The organism is Caballeronia sp. DA-9 (assembly GCF_051615025.1).
In the GTDB taxonomy this organism is placed as follows: domain Bacteria; phylum Pseudomonadota; class Gammaproteobacteria; order Burkholderiales; family Burkholderiaceae; genus Caballeronia; species Caballeronia sordidicola.
In genome coordinates, this window is sequence record NZ_CP195131.1 from 470,241 (window position 1) to 490,152 (window position 19,912).

Consider the following 19,912-nt stretch of genomic DNA (forward strand, 5'->3'; position numbering starts at 1 on the left):
CCCTCCGCGAACGTTGGCGGAGGAGACAATGGCTATGGACCCGCTTTCTTCAGGCCGGGTAAATGCGTTGAGCGGATTGAGCGGTTCGAACCGTATCGAAGTGCTCGACGTCATCAGGCAATCGCACGAAAGGTCCCGCGGTTTCGGCCTCTCGGAAACCATGCGTCCTGACTACAGCGTGCTCGGCGAACCCGACTTGCTGCTCAAGCGCGAACAGAACCGCGCGCTGTGCACGCATGCGCTACCGGTGATCGAAACGCTCTACGGGCAGATTGCAAATACCCACAGCATGGTCGTGCTGACCGATTCACAAGGCCTGATCCTTCATTCGCTGGGTGACGACGATTTCCTGGCGCGCGCGGATCGCGTGGCGTTGCGTCCGGGCGCCTTGTGGAGCGAACAGCGGCAGGGCACCAACGCCGTGGGCACCGCCATAGCCGCCGGCGAGCCCACCATGATCCTCGGCGACCAGCATTATCTGCGCGCCAATCAGTTCCTCGCCTGCTCCAGCGTGCCAATACTCGATCCTTTCGGCGAATTGTTGGGCGTGCTCGACGTATCCGGCGATTGCCGCGGCCATAGCCGCCACACCATGGCGCTTGCCAAGATGTCGGCGCAGATGATCGAGAACCATTTGTTCACGAGCGCGTTTCCCGAAGCCTTGCGCATTCATTTTCACGGGCGTCCCGAGTTTATCGGCACGTTGATGGAAGGCATCGCCGCGTTTCGGGCCGATGGCCGGTTTCTCTCCGCGAATCGCAGTGCGCAGTTTCAGTTTGGCTTGCCGCTTGCGTCGCTCAAGGCGCATGGCTTGTCGTCGCTGTTCAATGTTTCCTGCGGCGAGCTGGTTGATCTCATGCGCCACGGTATGGTCACGCCGAGCGACCGGCTGATTTCATTGCGCTTGCCAAGCGGCGTGAATGTTTTCGCGAGCGTGGACTTCAGGCGCTCCACGTCGGTCGCATTCGGCACGGACGCAAGCGAGATCACGGACGTTACCGCACGAAAACGCACGCCGGAGCCTCAAGCCAGGTTGTCCGGCCTGCGCTATCTGCTCACTGGCGACCCGCAAGTGGCGGCGCTCGTCGAACGCGTGCGCAAGGTCATGGGCAAGAACATTCCGATCCTGATCGGCGGCGAGACGGGGACGGGCAAAGATGTACTCGCGAGCGCGGTGCACAGGGATTCGCCGCGCAGCGACGGACCGTTCGTCGCGGTGAATTGCGCGTCCATTCCCGATACATTGATCGAGTCCGAATTATTCGGTTACGAAGAGGGCGCGTTCACGGGTGCATCGAAGCGAGGGGCGCGCGGCAAGATCCTGCAGGCCGATGGCGGCACGTTGTTCCTAGACGAAATAGGCGATATGCCGCTCGCCCTGCAAAGCCGCTTGTTGCGCGTACTGCAGGACCATACGGTGACGCCGCTGGGCAGCGCGCGTTGCGTGCCGGTCGACTTCGCATTGATTTGCGCGACCAACCGAAACTTGCGTGAACGCGTGAGCAGCGGCGAGTTTCGCGAGGACCTCTACTACCGCATCAACGGTTTGCTCGTGACCTTGCCGCCGCTGCGGCAACGCACGGATCTTTCGGTGACGGTTGAAAAGATCCTGAGGGCCGAGCGCGCGAACGGGCCTGCTATCAGGGTTTCACCGGAGGTTCTCGGCGCTTTCACGCAACACGCGTGGCCGGGAAATTTTCGCCAGCTTGCCAACGTGCTGAAGACCGCCTGCGCAATGCTCGATGACGACGAGACCACGATCCGGCTCAACCATCTTCCGGAAGATTTTCTGGAGTATCAAGGCGTGGCGTTGCAGCCGGTCTTGAAAGAGAACATACGTCTGGACCATCTTGCACTGACCGCCGTCTCTGCTGCGCTCGACAAGCACGGCGGCAATGTATCGGCCGCCGCGCGCATGCTTGGTGTGTCGCGCAATACGCTGTACCGGAAGATGGCGGCGCTTGGGCAATCACGTCGCCGCTGATCGACGCCGTTTGAGACAAACGTCTCATTCGCGAGGATGGTGCACTGCGGTGTGATCTCCCGGAACACGCGTGATAAAACGTCACCATGCCAGGATGTTTCAGTGAACGTTCGCGCACAGCCGAATCCGCCGGAGACTCTTCATGCCGTATGTTTCGCAGACCAGACATATTGATCGCGTACGCAGCGTGATTGAAGGCCGCGTGGGCAGTCGGGATGCGAACGCCGATTCGGTCAGGCTTGCTTCGTCGTACAGGCGGTCGCTCGAGCAATATCATCTCGATCCGGGCGCGACCATGGGTCCGCGCATTCTGACCGTCCCCGAATTACGCAATATCCAGCAGCGCGAGGAAACCGTGCTGCGCGCGTCCGGGCAATGTTTGTCCCGGTTGCACGAGACTGTTCGCGAGGCGGATTACTGTGTGATGCTGACCGACGCGCAAGGCGTCACGATCGATTACCGGGTCGATCGCGACCGGCGTCACGAGTTCAAGCGCGCGGGGCTTTATCCCGGCTCATGCTGGTCCGAACGCGAAGAGGGCACGTGCGGCGTTGCGTCGGTGCTGCTCGATGCCGAACCGATCACCGTGCACAGGATCGATCATTTTCGCGCGGCGTTCACCACGCTCACGTGCAGTGCGTCGCCCATCTTCGGCGTGCAGGGAGAGTTGATCGGCGTGCTGGATGCATCGGCAGTGCGCTCGCCGGAAGAGCGCGAAAGCCAGCGGCTCGTGAACCACATCGTGCGTCAGAGCGCGGTGTTGATCGAGGACGGTTTCTTTTTGAATGCGACCACGCAGTGCTGGGTGTTGCTTGCGCATCGCAGCCGCCATTATGTTGAAGCCCAACCCGAAATCCTTATCGCCTTCGACGCACGCGGTTTCGCCGTCGCCGCAAACCGGCGCGCGAAGGAGTGCGTCCCTGGACTCAATCAGTTGCCGCGCCATGTCGGCGAGCTTTTCGATATCCGCGCGGAACGGCTGCTCGATGCACGTCCAGGGCGCGACTTCATCTCATTCAGATTGATCGCGTCCGGCGCTGCGCTGCATGCACGCGTGAGGCAGCCTGTTGCGCGCGCTGCGACGAGCACGCCGACGCCGCAGGTAAAGGAGGGGGCGCAGCTTGCGTTGTCGGAAAACGAAGTGCTGGAGCGCAACCGCATCACCGCCGCGATGACCGAAGCCAAGTGGCGGCCACTCATTGCCGCGCAAGCGTTAGGTATTTCGCGGGCGACGCTTTATAGACGTATTGCGAAGTTGGGAATCGTAGCGCCTCACCGGCGCTAGCTTGAACAGCACCTTTTCCAGCGGGCAAAGAACCCGCGTTATTCAACCGATATTTAGTGATCCATATCTAACGGAGGAGCGACCATGCCTGAAACCAATCCGAACCAGACTATCTCCCAGATCCTGGAGGCGTTCGAAGCCGCGCTGAGAAGTGGTGACGCAAGCGCTGCCGCTGCGCTATTCCAACCCGACGGCTACTGGCGCGACCTTGTCGCGTTCACCTGGAACATCAAGACCATGGAAGGACGGGAGCCGATCGCCGCCATGCTCGATGCGCAGTTGAACGCCGTCAAGCCCTCGAAGCTGAAAATCGCGGACGGCGAAACGGCGACCGAATCCGACGGTGTGACGCAAGCCTGGATCACGTTCGAAACCGGCGTCGCACGCGGGACAGGTTTCATCCGCGTAAGGGACGGCCTGATCTGGACGCTGCTCACCACCATGACCGAACTCAAGGGTCATGAAGAGCCGAAAGGTCGGAAGCGGCCGATGGGTGCCGAACACGGTGCGCGCACCGACCGCACGAGCTGGACGGAAAAGCGTGCGGCCGAACAGGAAACGCTGGGCTATGAGAGGCAGCCGTACTGCCTGATCGTGGGGGGCGGACAGGGCGGCATTGCGCTTGGCGCGCGGATGCGCCAACTGGGTGTGCCGACCATCATCGTGGACAAGAACGAAAAGCCCGGCGACGCGTGGCGGGCCCGCTACAAGACGCTGTGCCTGCATGATCCGGTCTGGTACGACCACATGCCGTACCTGCCGTTTCCCGACAACTGGCCTGTGTTTTCGCCGAAAGACAAGATTGGCGACTGGCTGGAGATGTACACGAAAGTGATGGAGCTGAACTACTGGGGGGCGACAACGTGCAAGTCGGCACGCTACGACGAATCGGCCGGCGAGTGGATCGTGGAAGTCGAGCGCAACGGCGAGAACGTGACGCTCCGGCCGAAACAGCTTGTGCTCGCCACTGGCATGTCGGGCAAGGCCAACGTGCCCCGGTTCAAGGGCATGGATGTATTCAAGGGCGAGCAGCATCACTCGTCGCAACATCCGGGGCCTGACGCGTACAAGGGGAAGAAGGTCGTTGTGATCGGCGCGAACAATTCATCGCACGATATCTGCGCGGCGCTGTGGGAAGCCGGCGTGGATGTGACCATGGTGCAGCGTTCGTCCACGCATATTGTGAAGTCGGATTCGCTGATGGAACTCGCGCTCGGCGATCTCTACTCGGAACGCGCCGTGGCCTCCGGCATGACGACAATGAAAGCCGATCTGACGTTTGCATCGATTCCGTACAAGATCCTGCATGAGTTCCAGATTCCGGTCTACGACGCCATCAAGAAGCGTGACGCCGAGTTCTACGAGCGCCTGGAGAAGCGAGGCTTCATGCTCGATTTCGGCGACGATGGCTCGGGCCTGTTCATGAAATACCTGCGGCGCGGTTCGGGCTATTACATCGACGTGGGCGCGTCGGATCTTGTCGCGGACGGCAAGATCAAGCTGAAGAGCGGTGTCGACGTGGTCGAGCTGAAGGAGCATTCGGTCGTGCTCAGCGACGGCAGCGAACTCGAGGCGGATCTCGTCGTCTACGCAACCGGTTATGGTTCGATGAACGGCTGGGCCGCGGATCTGATCTCGCGCGAAGTGGCGGACAAGGTCGGCAAGGTGTGGGGACTGGGTTCGAACACGACCAAGGATCCGGGACCGTGGGAAGGCGAGCAGCGCAACATGTGGAAACCCACGCAACAACAGGCGTTGTGGTTTCATGGCGGCAACCTGCATCAGTCGCGGCATTACTCGCAGTATCTCTCGCTGCAACTGAAGGCGCGCATGGAAGGCATTGAAACGCCGGTGTACGGCTTGCAGGAAGTGCACCACCTGTCGTGATGTTTGCTCGCGCGCGATGCGGGAGAACGGGCATCGCGCGCGAATTCAACCATCAAAGAGCTTGCCGGTACATCATGAACCCCGGCTTATCGGCGACCTTGTCGTAGAGCTGCATTGCCGTGGCGTTGGTTTCGTGGGTATGCCAATAGACGCGCTCCGAACCCGCGCTTTTCGCGCATGCATACACCCCGTTGATCAGCTTGCGGCCCACGCCGTGTCCTCTCGCGGCCTCCGCAGTGAACAAATCCTGCAGATAGCAAATAGGACCGAGCAGGGTCGTGCTGCGATGATAGATGAAATGCACGAGACCGGTCAGCTTGCCATCTTGCTCGGCGACCAATGCGTGCACGGGTTCGTTGACATCGAAAAATCGCGCCCACGTCGAGTCCGTGATGTCCTGCGGCAGCGCGGTGTCTTTGGTGCGCCCGTAGAACGCGTTATAACCGTCCCAGAGACGCTTCCATGGCGCGTAGTCGGCTTCCTCGACCGGTCTTATTTGTACGGTACCAGTCATGAACATGTCTTCGATTCAGCGCGCGTTGGCAGTAGAAAGGCGTTCGGTTTGCGCACCGCCCGCATCGAAATTCTTCGGATCGAGCCAGCGCTCGTAGCTTGCCTTGAGCGCCGGCCATTCGGAATCGAGGATCGAGAACCACGCGGTATCGCGGTTGCGTCCCCGGTACACCACGGCCTGGCGAAAGATGCCTTCGAAAGTAAAGCCGAAGCGCTTGGCCGCGGCGCGCGAGGGTGCATTGAGCGAATCGCATTTCCACTCGAAGCGCCGGTTGTCAAGGTCATCGAAGACATGGCGCATCAGCAGGAAAATTGCCTCCGTCGCAATGCGGGTTTTTTTCAGCAGCGGCGAGAAAGCGATAAAACCCACCTCGATCACGCCGTTCGCCGGGTCAATGCGCATCAGCGCGAGCGTGCCGAGCGCCTTGCCGCTCGCTGCATCGATCACGGCGAAGTGCAACGGGTCGGACGTCGACGCGAGCTTTTCCAGATGTGCCCGGTAAGCTTCCAGCGTGCTGAACGGTCCTGTTGCCAGATACGTCCAGTCGCGCGCATCCGTGGCCGAGTTGTAGGCGTCGGCCAGATCGTGGAGATGCGTGGCCGGATCAACGGGAACCAGACGGCAATAGCGCCCTTCGTGCGCGACGCGTGCCGGCGCACGGGCGCCTTGCCAGTTTGGAAGCGGTGCGCCAATGGGCTGTGCAAATTCGTTCTGAAACGTGCTCAATCGATTCTCCGTTCAGGTGATTGATTCGTGATGGTTCTCGACTCTGGTATAAGAATAAAATGTCGATGGCGCCATTGATAGACCCAATAACCCTGTTTTATTTAGAGCCACGTTTCTCGCGCGTGCTTCCACGATCCGCCAGTGCATGGACCTTGCCTTACTCTTTTCAACTTTCGCCGAACGCCTGAATGGCCGGAAGATCACGCAACAACGCATGCTTTACGAAGCGTTGCGCGACGCCATTCTGGACGGCCTGCTTCCGGCAGCCACGCGCTTGCCCGCGACGCGCGTGCTTGCGAGCGAACTTCGCATTGCGCGCAACTCGGCCATGTTCGCCTATGAGCAGCTCGCGGAGGAAGGGTTCTTGCACGTCAGCCGGCAGGGTTCCGTGGTGGCTCCGGTCGGCACGCAAATGCGAACGCAATCGAAACCGCCCACGAGGAAACCTCATCCGGCGCAACTCTCGCGGCGTATCGACGGCTTGAGGCGCGAATCGCAGGCCAGTCCCATCGCGGTATCGTTTCGTCCGGGCCTGCCAGCCCTCGACGAATTCCCCATGACGCAGTGGCGCGCCGCCATCGCCCGCGCATGGCGAAAGCTCGCCGCAACGGATCTGGGCTACGCGAACAGTGCCGGCACGCCCGAACTCCGGCAGGCGCTGGTCGATTACCTGAAGGTTTCGCGAGGCGTGCGCTGCGACATCGATCAGGTCTTTATCACCGACGGCACGCAGACAAGCCTCGACTTTTGCGCACGCATCCTGGCCGACGCCGGCGACCGCGTGTGGGTGGAAGATCCCGGCTATGCGGGTGCACGCGCGGCGTTCAAGGGAGCGAACCTGTCGCTCGTGTCCATCCCGGTCGACGCAGACGGCATGGCGCCCGCAGCTTCGCACTGGGCGCACTCTCCGCCCAAGCTGATCTATGTGACGCCGTCGCATCAGTATCCGCTTGGGAGCGTGCTGAGCATCGAGCGGCGCATGCAGATCATCGCGGACGCACGCGCGCATCGTGCATGGGTGATCGAGGACGACTACGACAGCGAGTTCCGCCACACGGGTTCGCCGTTCGCGGCCATGCAGGGACTGGCGGTCGACACACCCGTGATCTATCTGGGCACCTTCAGCAAGACCATGTTTCCCGCGCTGAGGATTGGTTTCATGGTTGTGCCGCCGGGACTCTCCCGCGAGTTCGCGCGCACGCTCGGGGAGATATCGCGGCAGGGCCGTACAGCCGATCAACTGGCGCTCGCGGATTTCATGCGAAGCGGCGCATATACGCGGCACCTGCGGCGCATGCGCGGGCTGTACGCGCGCAGGCGCGTAGCGTTGCAGGCCGCACTTGACCACCATTTCGGCGACTTGCTGACGGTATCGGGCGGGGCGGGCGGCATGCATCTGACAGCCCGGCTGAACGTGCCCTTGCGTGATATGGACGTATGCAATGCAGCGCGCTCGGAAGGGCTATGGGCGGTCCCGGTCAGTGAATTTTGCCTGGCCGGCGCGAACGCCGAAGCCTATAACGGACTGGTATTGGGTTATGCAAGCGTGCCTGTGACCGAGGCGGACGCCGCCGTCGAAAAACTCGCGCGGATCGTAAGATCGATGCTGCCGTGAATGCGCCGAGCGCGCTGATCAATCATCAACGAACCAAACATGCCCGAACCGCTGATTCCCGCCACCGTTGCGTTCCGCCCGAACGGGTCGCCTTATTCGCCGCTATACGGCGACATTTATCACAGCGTCGTGGGCAGCGTCGCGCAGGCGCAATACGTATTCTTGCAAGGTAACTGCTTGCCGGAACGATGGCAGCGCCGCCCGGATTTCACTGTGCTGGAAACCGGCTTTGGCATGGGCATCAATTTCCTGACGACGTGGGCTGCATGGCGTGCGGATCCGTCGCGCAGCGATCGTCTGCATTTCGTATCGGTCGAAAAACATCCGTTCTGCGCCAGCGATCTCCGTCTCACGCATGCGGCGACTATCGACGACGCAGCCGTCGCGGCGCTTTCGCCAACGCTTGCCGATGCGTGGCCGGACCTCACGCCCGGCATCCATACGCTCGCCTTCGATGACAACCGTGTCACCCTGACGCTGATTTTCGGCGATGCGGTCTCGGTCTTGCCCACGTTGCAGCTTCGCACCGATGCGTTTTATCTCGACGGTTTTGCGCCGGCCCGGAATCCCGAACTCTGGACGCCGGCCTTGTTTGAGTCGCTCGGCCGTCTTGCGAGCGAAGGTGCAACGTTCTCCACGTATACGAGCGCGGGCGAAGTCAAACGCGCACTGCTGCACGCGGGCTTCGAATATAAAAAAGTGCCGGGCTTTGGTTGGAAACGCGCAATGCTGATCGGGCAATATTTACCGCAATAAGCCCTGCTCAATATAGTAAAAATTGCCGATCAAGACGGGTTTGTCCTTGATGAAATACGTCTGAAAGGCCGCGTGCTCATCATCACCGACAGTACGCTTTGGAGACTGTATTATCTGCGCCTGCGTGCGCGGCGGCTTTGTCGGCGGCTTTGTCATAAGGCACCGCGCACGCTTCCGAATGGCATGTATGGCGTCCTTCGAGGCGCTCAATCAATAACAGGGATAAAGCAATGCCCGATCATCGCGCTGTCGATCAAAACAGCTTCCGCCGCATTATCCGGCGCAATATCGCCTTGCCTATTGGCGCCGGGATCGCGACTGCGGTCGTGTTTGTCGCGCTGTTGTTTTATCTGCTGTCCGCCATGAACTGGCTGGAGCATTCGGAGCGTGTCATTGGCGACAGCAACGACCTGATCAAGCTCGCGGTCGATCGCGAGTCGGGGCAGCGCGGCTACCTGCTCACGGGCGATGACAGCTTTCTCGCGCCGTACCAACTGGGCAAGGCGAGCTTTAACGCAAAGCTCTCGACGCTGATGGATTTGGTCAGCGATAACCCGCCGCAAGTCGAACGCCTGAAGCGCATCGAAGCGTTGCAGGCGCAATGGGATCGCTTCGCCGAACAGACGATCGCAATGCGCCGGGCGAATCAGGATGTCGTGGAGATTTTGCGCAGCGGGCGCGGCAAACTTGAATTCGACGAGACGCGCCGCGAGTTCAAGGACTTCCTGGACGTGGAGCTGAACCTGCGCTGGGAACGCGCGGCGACTGCCCGGCAGGTCACGACAACGGCTGTCGCCATTTTCCTCGCAATCAGTTTGTCGTTGAGCGCATTGCTTGCCATCTTCGGCCGCCGTGAGTTGATGAAGCTGTCCGAGACCTACGATAGCGCGCTGACAGCCCAGGCCGAACACAACGAAGTCCTGCATCAGCAGGCGTGGCTGCGAACCGGGCAGAGCCAGCTTGCGGAGAGCCTCGTCGGACAGCAGGCGTTGCCGCGCCTTGGCCGCGCCATGCTCGACTTCCTTGCGCAATATCTTGGTGTGGTGGTGGCGGCGCTTTACGTTCGCGACGAGAGCGGCCGGTTGCGCCGCGTCGCCGCGTATGGTTTCAGCCGCGAGAACGAGGCACGCGAACAAAGCTTCGAGGACGCCGAGACGCTCGTCGGTCAGGTGGCCGCGCGGCGTCGCCTGATCGAACTCGACGATATCCCCGACAACTATCTGAAGGTCACTTCGGGTCTTGGAACCAGCCCGCCGAAGAGCATTGTCATGACGCCCATCGACAACGACGGCGCCGTGAACGGTGTGATCGAACTTGGCTTCATGCAGCCGGCGGCGGCTCGGGACATCGACTTCCTGAAGCTGATATCGGCGAGCGTGGGCGCGTCGGTGGAAGCGGCGTTGTATCGTGAGCGCCTGCAGGACGTGCTCGCGGAAACGCAGCAATTGAATGAGGAGTTGCAGGTTCAGCAGGAGGAATTGCGATCCGCCAATGAGGAACTGGAAGAGCAGACGGCCGCGCTGGAAGAGTCGCAATCCAATCTGAACAATCAGAAGGCCGAGCTTGAAACCATCAATGAGCAGCTCACGTATCAGGCATTGACGCTCGATGAGAAGAACGAGGCGCTCAACAAGGCGCAGACGGAACTCGAAGAGCGCGCCGACGACTTGCAGCGCGCGAGCCGCTACAAATCCGAGTTCCTGGCGAACATGTCGCACGAGTTGCGCACGCCGTTGAACAGCTCCTTGATTCTCGCGAAGCTGCTGTCGGAAAACCATACCGGCAACCTGAGCGATGAACAGGTCAAGTTCGCGAACACGATCTACTCGGCCGGCAACGACCTGCTCAACCTCATCAACGACATTCTCGATATCTCGAAGGTCGAGGCGGGCAAGCTCGAACTCGCGCCGGAAGACGTATCGCTGTCGCGCCTGACCGAGTCGTTGCAGCGCACCTTCGAGCCGCTCGCCGGGCAGAAGCGGCTGGCGTTCGCCGTGGATATCGAACCCGGCACGCCGCAGTCGATTTTCACCGACTCACGGCGGCTCGAGCAGATACTGAAGAACCTGATATCGAATGCGCTGAAGTTCACCGATGCCGGCACGATCGCGCTCACGCTGAGCCGCACGGGCGAGGAGCACGTGCGCTTCGCGGTGAGGGACTCGGGCATTGGCATTGCGCCGGAAAACCACGAGACGATCTTCGAAGCCTTCCGTCAGGCCGACGGCACGACGAGCCGCCGTTATGGCGGCACCGGACTCGGGCTTTCGATCTCCCGCGATCTGGCGAAGCTGCTAGGCGGCACGATCCGCGTGAGCAGCGCGCTGGGCGCCGGCAGCACGTTCGAACTCATCTTGCCTTCCAGTTGGACGGATGCGGGCAATGTGACAGAAGACGTGCCTGTCGTTTTCCCGGCGCATGTCCCGGTCATGCCGCACATTCCGGTCGTGCGTGCTGAAGCGCCGCTCGTGGAGACAGCGCTCGTGCCCGCGTATGACGACGACCGGAAAGACGCGAAGGCCGGCAGGCGTTCCGTGCTGGTGATCGAAGACGATCCGGAGTTTGCGGGCATCCTGTACAACCTCGCGCACGAAATGCGTTACCGCTGTCTGGTCGCGCAGACCGCTGCCGAAGCCATGCAACTCGTCGCACAGCATTTGCCCGACGCCATCCTGCTCGACATCGGCTTGCCTGACCGCTCCGGGCTCATGGTCTTGCAGCAGTTGAAAGACGGGCCGCAGACACGTCACATTCCGGTTCACGTGGTGTCCGCCAACGACAACAGCGAGGCCGCGCTGCATCTTGGCGCGATTGGCTACGCAATCAAGCCGACCACGCGCGAGCAGCTCAAGGAAATTTTCCGCAAGCTCGAGGACAAGTTCACGCAGAAGGTCAAGCGGGTGCTGCTGGTCGAAGACGATGCCCGCCAGCGCGAAAGTATCGTGCAGCTCATTGGCGATGACGACATCGAGATTACCGCCGTCGAGTTCGGCGAGGAAGCACTTGGGTTGCTGCGCACGACCATTTTCGACTGCATGATCATCGACCTGAAACTGCCTGACATGCAGGGCGGCGAGTTGCTTCACCGCATGTCGGGCGAGAACATGTATTCGTTCCCGCCAGTGATTGTCTATACCGGGCGCAACCTGACGCATGCGGAAGAGGCCGACCTGCTCAGGTACTCCCGCTCGATCATCATCAAGGGCGCGCGTTCGCCCGAGCGTCTGCTCGATGAAGTCACGCTGTTCCTGCACAAGGTGGAGACTGATCTGTCTACCGAACGGCAGACCATGTTGAAGACCGTGCGCGGCCGTGACCGCGCGTTCGAGGGCCGCCGCATTCTTCTTGTTGACGACGACATCCGCAACATCTTCTCGCTTAGCAGCGCGCTCGAGCACAAGGGCATGGCGGTTGATATTGCGCGGAATGGTTTCGAGGCTATCCAAAAGCTCAACGAAGTACCGGATATCGACCTGGTATTGATGGATGTGATGATGCCCGAGATGGACGGGCTGGAAGCCACGCGCCGTATTCGCGCCGATGCCCGCTTCAGGAACCTGCCGATTATCGCGATCACGGCGAAGGCAATGAAAGACGACCAGGAGCAGGCGCGCGCGGCCGGCATGACGGATTACCTGGCCAAGCCCATCGATCTGGACAGGCTTTATTCGCTGCTGCGTGTCTGGTTGCCGGGGTTGGAGCGGATTCGGGCTTAGCAGATCGAGGTCAATCGAACTCGTCGTGTTGCGGCAGCGAGTCGGTGATCGTGTACCACGGCGCCTTCGAACCTACAAAAATATGCGCCGTGGGACGAATGGCTGGGCTATCGACAAGCGTGCCCATCGTGACATGCGCATACGCGCCTTCGCGGACGATCGAATACATCAGCGAGCCGCAGTGCTTGCAATGCACGTCGTGCGCGGCGTGCGGGTCGCCGTGGATCAATAACGCGTCCTCGCCGTGCGTGAGCCTGAGCTTATGCCGCTCTATTCCTGCGAACGGTTTGAAAGCCGAGCCGGTTGCGCGGCGGCAATTGGAGCAATGGCAATTCAGCGCATAGGCGAATTCGTCTTTCACCGCGTAGCGAACCGCTCCGCACAGGCACTTTCCGGCAAGCAACGTGCTCGCTTGAATTCCGGTCGATGGCTTCATCGTTGAATGAAAGAGTTTCGTATGCCCGTAGTGTAGGTGTGCCGAGGCCGCCGCGCTTTTCCCGTCGAGCGAATATTCTTAGCAGGGTTCATACTTACGGATGGCCGCCTTGCTGCGACCGTTTCATTCGTCGCGGCGGCAACGACCCCGCGCCGGCTCCACGTTCCTTCATTACAACAATTCCCATGCCCCGCAGCCAGCAGACTTCGCGTCCGTTAGTCATTGCATCGGTGATGGCTTCCATGGCAATGGTCGCCATCGAAGCCACCATTGTTTCCACGGCCATGCCGCAGATCGTTGCGCAACTTGGCGACCTGCATTTGTATAGCTGGGTCTTCTCGTCATTTTTACTGACCCAGACCGCGATGACCGTCATCTTCGGCAAGCTTGCCGATCTATACGGCAGAAAGCCCATTGCGCTCATCGGCATAGCAATCTTCTTGCTGGGCTCGGTGCTCGCCGGCTTCGCGTGGTCCATGCCCGCCATGATCGTATTTCGCCTGATCCAGGGCGTTGGCGCGGGGGCGATCCAGCCGGTCACGCTGACGATTGTGGCGGATCTTTATCCGGCGCGCGAACGCGGCAAGGTGCAGGGTTATCTCGCGAGCGTCTGGGCCATTTCCGCGGTCGTCGGTCCCATGGTCGGCGGTTTTATCATCCATGATTTTTCCTGGGCGTGGATCTTCTGGATGAATGTGCCGATCGGGCTTTTGTCGGCGGCGGGTTTCATCATGTTCCTGCGCGAATCCGAGCGGCATTCGCGGCCGTCCATTGACTTCGCGGGCGCGGGGCTCTTCATGGTCACAATCACGGCGCTGATGATGGCGCTGACCTATGCGGGCGACGACGATATCGCCAGGGCGTCCATGGCCGGCGGCGCATTCGTGGTATGCCTGTTGTTTTTCCTGATGCAGGAAAAGCGCGCAGCCGAGCCCATGATTTCATTCGCGCTCTGGAGCCGCCGCCCGATTGCCGCGTGCAACGGCGCGACCGTCCTGTCCGGCATGATTCTCATGGGAGCGACCACGTTCCTGCCCATGTACGTGCAGGGCGTGCTGCATCGTTCACCTGTAATCGCAGGCTTGGCGCTCACCATGATGATGGTCGGCTGGCCCGCCGGTGCGACCTTTGCGGCCAAGTCGCTGCACCGATTCGGATTGCGGCCAATCCTGATCTGGGGCAGCGCGTTCATTCCGGCCGGCGCGGTGTTGCTGCTGATGCTGGCGCCGGGAAGCTCGCCGCTGATCGCGGCGTTCGGTTCGCTCATCATGGGGTTCGGCATGGGTACGTCGAGCGTCAGTTCGCTCATGCTGATCCAGGAGATCGTGGATGTCGCGCAGCGCGGCAGCGCGACCGCGTCCAACCTGTTCTCGCGGAATCTGGGGAGTACGCTCGGCGCGACATTATTCGGCGCGGTGCTGAATTTCGGGCTGAGCCATTCGAAGAACGTGGCCGCGGTGACGTCGGAACAATTGAAAGCGTTGTTGCAAAACCAGGCGACGAGCCTTGGCGGCGGCGACGCGATACGTCAGGTGTTGCACGACTCGTTGCACCTGACGTTCGTATCGATCTTCGTGATCGCGATATTCGTCGTAGGGTTCCTGCTGTTTGTGCCCCGCGTCGATATTGGCGGCGAAAGGAAGATGCCCGTGGAGGGCCTGGCGCCGCTGGAGGACTAAAGGCGCTTACTCTGTCTGGTGCCTGATCGCGCTGACAGGCAACTCGATGTCGATTCGAAATCCATCTGCCGGGGCGCTGTCGAAAGCAATCCGTCCCTGTAGCTGGCGCACGCGTTCCTCCATGCCCAGAAGTCCAAGGCTGTCCTTGTTCCGGTTGCCGTCAAGCGTTGTTCCCTTGCCGTTGTCTTCAATGTGAAGCTTGAGTTTATCGGGCGTCAGGCGCAACTCGATGCGAGCCCAGGTGGCTTCTGCGTGACGCGTGACGTTGTGCAGTGCCTCCTGCACCAATCGAAAAACGGCTGTAGAGGCAGCCGCCGACAAGTCCAGCGAAGCCGCGAGGTTGTTCACGGTCACAACGAGTTTGTAGCGGCTGCGAAATTCTTCAACGAGCCATTCGAGCGCGGCTTCGAGTCCCAGGTCGTCGAGCATGGGCGGCCGCAGACCGCCGGCCAGCCGCCGTACCGAAGCAATGATGGAATCAATCTTGTCCTGCAAAAAAAGCGTGCGCGATTCGACCGGAAGGGCGTCTTCGTCCTTGCCGTCTTTCTGCGACGAACCTTGATCGAGCATCGCGACATCTATTTTGAGTGCGATCAGTTGCTGGCCTAGATCGTCGTGAAGCTCACGTGCAATCCGCGCGCGTTCTTCTTCGCGGGCGCTTTGCACGTGCGTGGACAATGCACGGGCGTGCTGCAGTTCGATCAGCCGCAGGCGATCCGTCATGTCGCGCGTCACCTTCGCGAAACCTTGAAGTGCGCCGTCGGGCGCACGAATCGCGGTGATCGTGACATTCGCCCAGAAGCGCGAGCCGTCTTTCCGCACGCGCCAGCCTTCGTCCTCTATGCGATCCGCCGCTGCCGCCAGCGTCAGTTCGGTGCGCGGCTTGCGGCTCGCAATGTCCTCGGGTGTATAGAACACGGAGAAGTGCTGTCCCACGATTTCGCTCGCCGTATAACCCTTGATGCTTTGCGCGCCGCGATTCCAGCTTGCGACATGGCCCTGCGGATCAAGCATGAAGATCGCATAGTCCTGTACCGCGTCGACGAGCATCCGGAAGTGAACATCGCTTAACCCGTGCGGGAACGCCTTGCTTGGCGGCGCGTTGTTGGCCGGAGCCAGCTCACGCGAGGAAGATGGATCGCCTTTGAGATCGCCCGACACGTGTTTCTCCTGGATTGATCGTCAACCGCAGTGCCCATTCACTTCCCGTTACTTCTTCAACCCGTCCATCAACTGGATGGTCTCGTAGTTCTGGACAAGCTTTTCCAGACCGCGAACGACATCCGCTTCCATTTCGAGCAGACTCTTGTCGCCCTGGAACCGGGCGCGCACAGCCGCGTGAAAACGTGTATTGATGAAGTCGCTTATTTCCTCGATATGCTCGATCGTGCCCGAATCCGGGTACAGAACCGACTTCGGCGATGCGGCATCGTAGAAAAGATTGTGCTTCCACTTGGGCACGAAATTCTCGGGCTTCGTGTCGGTCACTAAAAAGGATCCGATCAGCTGAAGCTTGCCTTTCATTGTCTTGGGGGTCAAAAATGTCCAGACCTTGCGGGGCAGACGCTCCTTCATTCCCTCGAGTTTGTCCCCATTTGAACCCAGTGTTCCAATGCGCCCTTCCTTGATGTCCGACGCATAATCCTTCCAGTAATAAAAAATATCCAAAGCTCTAGACCCATTGTTGCCGTAGTTGTCCATATGCACCAGTTACCGCCGGAACTTCCGCTCAACCCGGCGGAGCATGACTGGAGCGCTTGTTTGATGCTTGTTTGGTGCTTTTCGCCGTTTGGGAAATCGACCTTTGACGCGTTGGAGCGTCGCCCGTCTTTTCCCCGATCATATCGCGCCGGACGAAGATTATCGTAACCGCGGTTCCCGGCCAAAACCCAGCGTGATGTCGGGCGAGTGTATCGGCGACCATGCGCACGTTAATTCCCATGCCGAATTGGACGAAATATCCGTTACGGAAATCGACGCTAGAATCATGCGGGAATGATGAGCGAAATTGATGCTTCAAGAAATTGTAAGGAGATTGGGACGTGGCACACCGCATTTATTTCAGCAGCGACGAATTGCAGATGTCTGCGCGCGTGCTCGATTGCACGCCTGACGAGAATGGGCAATTTCGGATCATTCTGGACGCAACGCTGTTTCATCCGCAGGGCGGCGGCCAGCCATCGGATGCAGGCACGATAGGCGAAGCCAATGTGCTCCGTGCCGTGCAGGACGGCGACGAGATCGTTCATTTTGCGGACCGTCCAGTTGAAGCAGGCGAGGTCGTGATAAAGGTTGTGGCGGAGGCAAGAAGCCTGCATGCGCGTCTTCATTCAGCGGGCCATTTGCTTGGTTATGCAGGCGAGCAGAACGGTTGGCAGGCGGTAAAGGGCCATCATTGGCCGGGAGAAGCGCGCGTGGTGTTCGAGGCGCAAGGCAATGCGCAAGCGCTCGATGCCGCGGCGCTGGAACAACTCGTCAACGGCTTGACGTCAAGGAGTCTCGCGCGACGTGTGACCGAACACGACGGCATGCGGATGGTGACGTTCGGCGACTTGCCCGCTTACAGCTGCGGCGGGACGCATGTTGCATCGACCTCGGATATTGGCGAGATAAAAATCCTGAAGATCAAGGAAAAGAAAGGGCAGGTCTCCGTGCATTATGCGTTGGGCCAATGAGCAGGCGTTCGCCTAAAGCAGCAGCAAGACACGGCATTCCAGATGTTTATCGATAATCCAAAATCTGGATGCCTTGAACAGATCAGGTACGAAGCAGCCGTGTCGACATCGGGCTTGCAGCCTTTTGATTGAAAAGACTCGATCTGACCCGCACAGGATCAAGACCGAATGTTTCGGCGGCCGCCGCGGCTATCAACGAATCCAGCCCGAGCGTCGGCCGCAAATCCCGTCCCTGATAAAGCGCCGAAGGCGCAAGCCCCGGCCAATCCGCTAGGATCCTGCCGCCTTGCACGGCGCCGCCCAACAGCATCGCGGCCGACGCCGTCCCGTGATCGGTCCCGCCCGTGCCGTTCGCCGCGGCCATGCGGCCGAACTCGGTTGCGACCAGCACGGTGGTGTTGGCCCAATGCTCGCCAAGGCTATCGCGCATGGCGGCCATCATGGTGTCCAGCGCCTTGAGCTGTGCGCCGAGCCGCTGGTTCTGCGCGGTGTGCGTATCCCATCCACCGGTTTCTATCATGGCTATGCGCGGACCATCCGCACGGCTCAGGAAGCTCGCAGCGAGCTTGCCGAGGCTAGCGGGGTCCTGGCGTGCACCGGCATCGGCGGCAAGGCCACGGGCGTCCATTGCCGAAGTCCAGAGCGCGTGAAGTTGTGGATCGCCGGAATAGAGTTGCGTGACGCGAACCAGCAGGTCGTCGGGTGCTTGCGGCAGTCCGGACGGCGCGTATGACGTCACGTCGGCCCGGCCGCGCAGTGCGAGCGGCACCGTGGGCGCGAGCGCAATGGCGTTCGCCTTCGATACCGGCAGCATGGACACCAGCCGGTTCAGCCAGCCGTCCTTTATTTGATACGGCGCGGTCCCGCCGGTTTCGAGCACATTCTGTCCGTCGAAGTGAGAACGGTCCCTATACGGCGACGCAACCGCGTGCACGAACAGCGCCTGCTGCGCTGCATACATCTTCGCGGTTTCAGCCAGCGACGGATGCAGCGCGAACGTGCCGTCGAGTTTGGGCGCGGACGAGGGGTCGATTGCCAGCGCGCCGCGCAGATTCGAATAGGCAGGATCGGCATAAGGCACGACGATGTTGAGTCCATCGGCCGCGCCGCGCTGGATCACGAACACGAAACGCCTGTCCGATTCCACCGATGCAAACGCCATGCGCGATCCCACGAGCATTGAACCAACGCCCGCACCGGCGCACCACAAGAAATTCCGACGCGTGATCATGGTGTCATCTCCTTTGGAAATCGGGGGAAACAAGCAATAGCGCAAGCGCCGTTTGCGCGCTTTCGGCGCGCGATAGTTCGGATGCCGTAGCATCGCTCAATGAACCCGCGAGCAACTGATCGCCGAGCGTACGGGCATCGAGCGTATCGCCTATGCGTGCTGCAAGACGCTGGGCCATCTCCACGCGGCGCACGAGCGCGTCGGGCGCGGCCCAGCTTGCGGCAATATCGTCGTAACCGGCGGGAGAACCCGGGCGCCAGACGGGCTGGCCAAGCTGCGTAAGCAAGGGCGCAACCTGCATCTTGCCAGTATCGTCATGACCCAGACCCCGCATGGACGACACGGTCCAGTCCCACGGCGTCTTGAACTTGGCGTCCACGGGCGACCACGCTTCCGGCGAATCGATCAGCACCTGATACACGCTCGGCAGGTCGCCATTCGTCGCGCTGAATACGCTGGCGAGGCGCTCGACGAGCGAGGGCGGCGGGTTATCGGCGACAAAATGCCGGGCGAGTTTTTGGGCGATATGCTGCGCCGTCGCGGGCGATCGAGCCAGATCGTGCAGCACGGCCAGCGCCTGTTGTTCGCCAGGCTGGTCATATTGGCGGTCCATGATCGTGCGGGTTCCCGGCTCGTGCTGCGGCTCGCGAAACACGAACTGTCCGGGCGCGGCGTCGTTGCGCCGAGGTCCGCCGCCCATCCCGCCAATACTCCATCCGGTCAGCGCGCGCGCGAACTCGGTGACATCTTCCTGGGCGTAACCGCTGCGCACGCCAAGCGTATGCAGTTCCATGATCTCGCGCGCGAGGTTTTCGTTGAGTCCCGGCTTGTTCTCAGGATGGCGCGCAGCGGCGCGCTCTGCGGCGGGGCTATCGGGACCGACGGAGCGTGCCTGGTCGAGGAAAATCTGCATGGCCGGATGACGTTCGGCTGCAACCAGCATGTCCTCGAAACGGCCGAGCACGTGCGCACGGATAGCCTCGGTTTCGAATGAACCGGCGAGGACCGCGACGGCGGGTTTTTCCACCGATACCGCAAAGTGATTCGCCCAGAACGCCACCAGCCTTTCGACAAACGGCGCCTGCGTCTGCAACGCGCTCGTGAATCGCGCATTGACGGCGGCGCGGTATGTATCGCGCAGTTTCTCGTTGTAAGCCTTGCGTACGCCCTTCTTGTCGTCGGCGCCGGCTGCGCGGATCGCGCTTTGGGCCTCGGCGAAATCCGCGGCCAGCACGCTGCTCGAAGGCTGGTTTGCGAGCGCCGGCGACACGGGCTGGTAGGTCGCGCCCGTGAGTTGCGCGGCAAGCCACCCCTTTGGGTCGGACGGCGCCGTTGCCCCGGCGCGCGCGCCGAGGCCGAAGCGGTTCATCGCGATTGCAGCAGGCGTCACGCCGTTCATGGTGTCCCA

Annotated in this window: 14 protein-coding genes and 1 pseudogene; 8 read left to right on the plus strand and 7 right to left on the minus strand. The window is 60.9% G+C overall.

Annotation, left to right across the window (positions count from 1 at the left end):
• Nucleotides 1-28: 28 nt before the first annotated feature.
• The 3 genes from ACRWA7_RS02145 to ACRWA7_RS02155 all read left to right on the plus strand — a co-directional run bounded on the left by ACRWA7_RS02145 (nt 29) and on the right by ACRWA7_RS02155 (nt 5,156).
• Nucleotides 29-1,984, plus strand: coding sequence for a sigma-54-dependent Fis family transcriptional regulator (locus tag ACRWA7_RS02145; protein ID WP_438390854.1), 1,956 nt, complete (start codon nt 29-31; stop codon nt 1,982-1,984).
• A gap of 142 nt (nt 1,985-2,126) precedes the next feature.
• A complete protein-coding gene (locus tag ACRWA7_RS02150; protein ID WP_438390855.1) occupies nt 2,127-3,269 on the plus strand; it encodes a GAF domain-containing protein in 1,143 nt (380 codons plus the stop codon).
• Between the two features lie 84 nt (nt 3,270-3,353).
• Nucleotides 3,354-5,156, plus strand: a complete 1,803-nt coding sequence (locus ACRWA7_RS02155) for an NAD(P)/FAD-dependent oxidoreductase (protein ID WP_438390856.1) — start codon at nt 3,354-3,356, stop codon at nt 5,154-5,156.
• Nucleotides 5,157-5,208: 52 nt separating this feature from the next.
• Here the strand turns inward: ACRWA7_RS02155 and ACRWA7_RS02160 are convergent, their stop codons facing one another.
• Together ACRWA7_RS02160 and ACRWA7_RS02165 are read right to left on the minus strand one after the other, a co-directional pair.
• Nucleotides 5,209-5,670 carry a GNAT family N-acetyltransferase gene (locus tag ACRWA7_RS02160; RefSeq protein ID WP_438390857.1) on the minus strand — a complete coding sequence of 154 codons (462 nt, stop codon included), beginning with the start codon at nt 5,668-5,670 and terminating at the stop codon, nt 5,209-5,211.
• A gap of 15 nt (nt 5,671-5,685) precedes the next feature.
• Nucleotides 5,686-6,396: a GNAT family N-acetyltransferase gene (locus tag ACRWA7_RS02165; protein ID WP_438390858.1), complete on the minus strand. Its 711-nt coding sequence runs from the start codon at nt 6,394-6,396 to the stop codon at nt 5,686-5,688.
• Between the two features lie 145 nt (nt 6,397-6,541).
• On the opposite strand from ACRWA7_RS02165, the gene ACRWA7_RS02170 reads away from it, so the two are divergent.
• From ACRWA7_RS02170 to ACRWA7_RS02180, 3 genes and pseudogenes are all read left to right on the plus strand, one after another.
• Entirely contained in the window at nt 6,542-8,011 is a 1,470-nt protein-coding gene (locus ACRWA7_RS02170; protein WP_438390859.1) for a PLP-dependent aminotransferase family protein, read from the plus strand.
• A 39-nt stretch (nt 8,012-8,050) separates the two neighbouring features.
• Nucleotides 8,051-8,764, plus strand: a pseudogene (gene mnmD / locus ACRWA7_RS02175) (tRNA (5-methylaminomethyl-2-thiouridine)(34)-methyltransferase MnmD); the annotation flags it as partial.
• 233 nt (nt 8,765-8,997) lie between these two features.
• The gene (locus ACRWA7_RS02180) at nt 8,998-12,483 is read left to right on the plus strand and encodes a response regulator (protein ID WP_438390860.1); all 3,486 of its coding nucleotides are present in this window, start codon (nt 8,998-9,000) and stop codon (nt 12,481-12,483) included.
• A 10-nt stretch (nt 12,484-12,493) separates the two neighbouring features.
• Here the strand turns inward: ACRWA7_RS02180 and ACRWA7_RS02185 are convergent, their stop codons facing one another.
• Complete coding sequence (locus ACRWA7_RS02185) at nt 12,494-12,919, minus strand: GFA family protein (RefSeq protein ID WP_438390861.1); 426 nt, start codon at nt 12,917-12,919, stop codon at nt 12,494-12,496.
• 185 nt (nt 12,920-13,104) lie between these two features.
• Between ACRWA7_RS02185 and ACRWA7_RS02190 the strand changes: the two genes are divergently transcribed.
• The gene (locus tag ACRWA7_RS02190; RefSeq protein ID WP_438390862.1) at nt 13,105-14,598 is read left to right on the plus strand and encodes an MDR family MFS transporter; all 1,494 of its coding nucleotides are present in this window, start codon (nt 13,105-13,107) and stop codon (nt 14,596-14,598) included.
• A gap of 6 nt (nt 14,599-14,604) precedes the next feature.
• Here the strand turns inward: ACRWA7_RS02190 and ACRWA7_RS02195 are convergent, their stop codons facing one another.
• Complete coding sequence (locus tag ACRWA7_RS02195) at nt 14,605-15,759, minus strand: PAS domain-containing sensor histidine kinase (protein ID WP_438390863.1); 1,155 nt, start codon at nt 15,757-15,759, stop codon at nt 14,605-14,607.
• 48 nt (nt 15,760-15,807) lie between these two features.
• The gene (locus ACRWA7_RS02200; protein ID WP_244164145.1) at nt 15,808-16,299 is read right to left on the minus strand and encodes a hypothetical protein; all 492 of its coding nucleotides are present in this window, start codon (nt 16,297-16,299) and stop codon (nt 15,808-15,810) included.
• A gap of 341 nt (nt 16,300-16,640) precedes the next feature.
• Here ACRWA7_RS02200 and ACRWA7_RS02205 point away from each other — a divergent pair, with 341 nt between their 5' ends.
• Entirely contained in the window at nt 16,641-17,273 is a 633-nt protein-coding gene (locus ACRWA7_RS02205) for an alanyl-tRNA editing protein (RefSeq protein WP_438390864.1), read from the plus strand.
• A gap of 82 nt (nt 17,274-17,355) precedes the next feature.
• On the opposite strand, the gene ACRWA7_RS02210 is transcribed toward ACRWA7_RS02205, so the two are convergent.
• The gene (locus ACRWA7_RS02210; protein WP_438390865.1) at nt 17,356-18,504 is read right to left on the minus strand and encodes a DUF1501 domain-containing protein; all 1,149 of its coding nucleotides are present in this window, start codon (nt 18,502-18,504) and stop codon (nt 17,356-17,358) included.
• Nucleotides 18,505-18,508: 4 nt separating this feature from the next.
• Nucleotides 18,509-19,903 carry a DUF1800 domain-containing protein gene (locus ACRWA7_RS02215; RefSeq protein WP_438390866.1) on the minus strand — a complete coding sequence of 465 codons (1,395 nt, stop codon included), beginning with the start codon at nt 19,901-19,903 and terminating at the stop codon, nt 18,509-18,511.
• Between the last annotated feature and the right edge of the window lie 9 nt (nt 19,904-19,912).

Bases quoted from the DNA above. Each gene is read 5' to 3' on its own strand.
- ACRWA7_RS02145 (WP_438390854.1), top strand. From the start codon at position 29: ATGGCTATGGACCCGCTTTCTTCAGGCCGGGTAAATGCGTTGAGCGGA.
- ACRWA7_RS02150 (WP_438390855.1), top strand. From the start codon at position 2,127: ATGCCGTATGTTTCGCAGACCAGACATATTGATCGCGTACGCAGCGTG.
- ACRWA7_RS02155 (WP_438390856.1), top strand. From the start codon at position 3,354: ATGCCTGAAACCAATCCGAACCAGACTATCTCCCAGATCCTGGAGGCG.
- ACRWA7_RS02160 (WP_438390857.1), bottom strand. From the start codon at position 5,670: ATGACTGGTACCGTACAAATAAGACCGGTCGAGGAAGCCGACTACGCG.
- ACRWA7_RS02170 (WP_438390859.1), top strand. From the start codon at position 6,542: ATGGACCTTGCCTTACTCTTTTCAACTTTCGCCGAACGCCTGAATGGC.
- ACRWA7_RS02180 (WP_438390860.1), top strand. From the start codon at position 8,998: ATGCCCGATCATCGCGCTGTCGATCAAAACAGCTTCCGCCGCATTATC.
- ACRWA7_RS02185 (WP_438390861.1), bottom strand. From the start codon at position 12,919: ATGAAGCCATCGACCGGAATTCAAGCGAGCACGTTGCTTGCCGGAAAG.
- ACRWA7_RS02190 (WP_438390862.1), top strand. From the start codon at position 13,105: ATGCCCCGCAGCCAGCAGACTTCGCGTCCGTTAGTCATTGCATCGGTG.
- ACRWA7_RS02200 (WP_244164145.1), bottom strand. From the start codon at position 16,299: ATGGACAACTACGGCAACAATGGGTCTAGAGCTTTGGATATTTTTTAT.
- ACRWA7_RS02210 (WP_438390865.1), bottom strand. From the start codon at position 18,504: ATGATCACGCGTCGGAATTTCTTGTGGTGCGCCGGTGCGGGCGTTGGT.
- ACRWA7_RS02215 (WP_438390866.1), bottom strand. From the start codon at position 19,903: ATGAACGGCGTGACGCCTGCTGCAATCGCGATGAACCGCTTCGGCCTC.